The 1,931-nt window shown below is 37.3% G+C and carries 1 protein-coding gene; it reads right to left on the bottom strand.

Translation table 11 applies throughout. The features are described 5' to 3' along the window. Positions 1-165 precede the first annotated feature (165 nt). On the bottom strand, positions 166-1,431 hold the full coding sequence (locus V7068_RS18600; protein WP_499714018.1) for a LysM peptidoglycan-binding domain-containing protein: 1,266 nt from the start codon (positions 1,429-1,431) through the stop codon (positions 166-168). Between the last annotated feature and the right edge of the window lie 500 nt (positions 1,432-1,931).

The following is a 1,931-nucleotide window of genomic DNA, read 5'->3' on the forward strand; positions in this document are numbered from 1 at the left end:
GCCCTTTTCTGGAATAACCTATTCAATTTCCTAATGAAACGTCCCTTTATAGAGGGACTTGTTTTTTGTTTACTTCGCAATATATGTCAAATTTGAAATTCGCATTTCTTATTAAAGAATTAAGCCTTTTTGAGGAATAATAAAAGCAACCCAGATCCGGTTGCTCTATGTAACAATAAAATGATTATTTAAATAAACCCAATTCTGCGGTGCTGGCAGGTTCAATTGCCAGTACGTTACACCTAACAATTGATATTGATCGACTAAATTGTATTTTTCCTGATAACTCCTAATATCTTCAAACCAAACGATATGTTTTTCCATCCCCTTCCAATTTTGATACCATGGTGAGGCTGCTACCTGATTAAATTCAATCACTGTGTTAGCAGAGATTGCCTGGTTTTGTGCACCATTAACTGATAAAGCCGTGGTTGTATTATCGATTACTCTCCAATCATATCCATACAAAGGAAAAGCAATTTGTACCTTACGAGAATCAATCAAACTTGTTGCATACCGGACAATCTGATCCATCCACCACGACGGGGCTACCGGATTGGGCGGACCACCTGGATATCCATAATCAATTGTCATAACAGCTACCATGTCTGCAATCGCTCCAATTGACTGATAGTCATAGGCTCCTACGATTCGATTCGTTGGAAGGTCTTCTGTTTTTGCATGTACATTAACATGTAGAATGCGCGGACCAAGAGCAGCTTTTAATTCGTTCAAAAATGTATTAAACTCTCTCCTTCGTGCAGGAGGAATAAATTCAATATCCAGTGAAACTCCGCCATATTCTTTTTCATTAACAAACCGTAATAAACTATCAATTAAATTTCTCCGATAAACTGGATTAGTAAACACGTTCCCGGCTAATTCAGCATCAAAACCCTCGGATGTAAAGTTACGAATCATTAAAAGAGGTGTGACACCCAGCTTGTTGCTTTCCCTAACGACCTCTGTATCATCTAATAACACATAGGCATAGCCTTGTGTGGTGAACGAATAAGATACAACCGCTATATACGTAAGCGAATTAGATAAAGTCCGAAGAATTGGTAAAGTGGATTGTGGTGAGTATGGAATAATAAATCCTAGCGTTTCTATTTGGGGTTTCAACGGTGTTGGAATCAGGAGCCTTTGGCCAATATATAATTGACTCGAATCTATCCTTGGATTTGCTTGTAATATAGCTTCTATCGTGGTATTAAAACGATTAGCCAGCTGCCGAAACGTATCTCCTGCTTTGACCATATAAGGTCTTGCCTGAACAATAGCTCCGTCCGGAATGTAAAGCGCTAGACCAGGTATGATCGCATTCGCAGAAGGCAAACCACTCACTTCAACAATAGTAGGAACCGGAACCTGATATTGATTTGCAATTTGCCATAAGGATTCCCCCTTTTGGACAACATGAACGGTCATTCGTTTCCCCCCTTGTTCCTAGTATATGGTCTTGAATTCATTAAATAGTACCTAAAAACTTGGGATTCCCATAGAGAATGCAAAGGAATGTTTGTTTAAAAGAAAAAAGAGAGGAGAAACATGGCAGACCTAGGGATTCGCTCCTGATATATTTATTTAAAACCTATATTTCAACAATTCACATCGTTATTTGAATAAAAAAACGATCCTTCCTATTGAAGAATCGCGCCCGATTGTGGAATATTGAAAACCACGAAACTAACGTTGTGGGTATTATGTTGTATTAATAACGACGAATTTATGAAAAAACGCAAAAAAATATCCAATTGAATAATGCACAATGAAAGATTTTCAGCACTAGATGTTTTGACAAACCTTTCTTGACATAATTACATTCACCTTCTCTCATATTAAGTACAGAGGAGATGATGATATTGTCAATATTCGATCATAAGAAAAATAAAAAAAGTAGTCAGACAAATAAAGGTCAATCGAAACTA

This window comes from Bacillus sp. JJ634, assembly GCF_036962285.1.
In the GTDB taxonomy this organism is placed as follows: domain Bacteria; phylum Bacillota; class Bacilli; order Bacillales; family DSM-1321; genus Peribacillus; species Peribacillus asahii_A.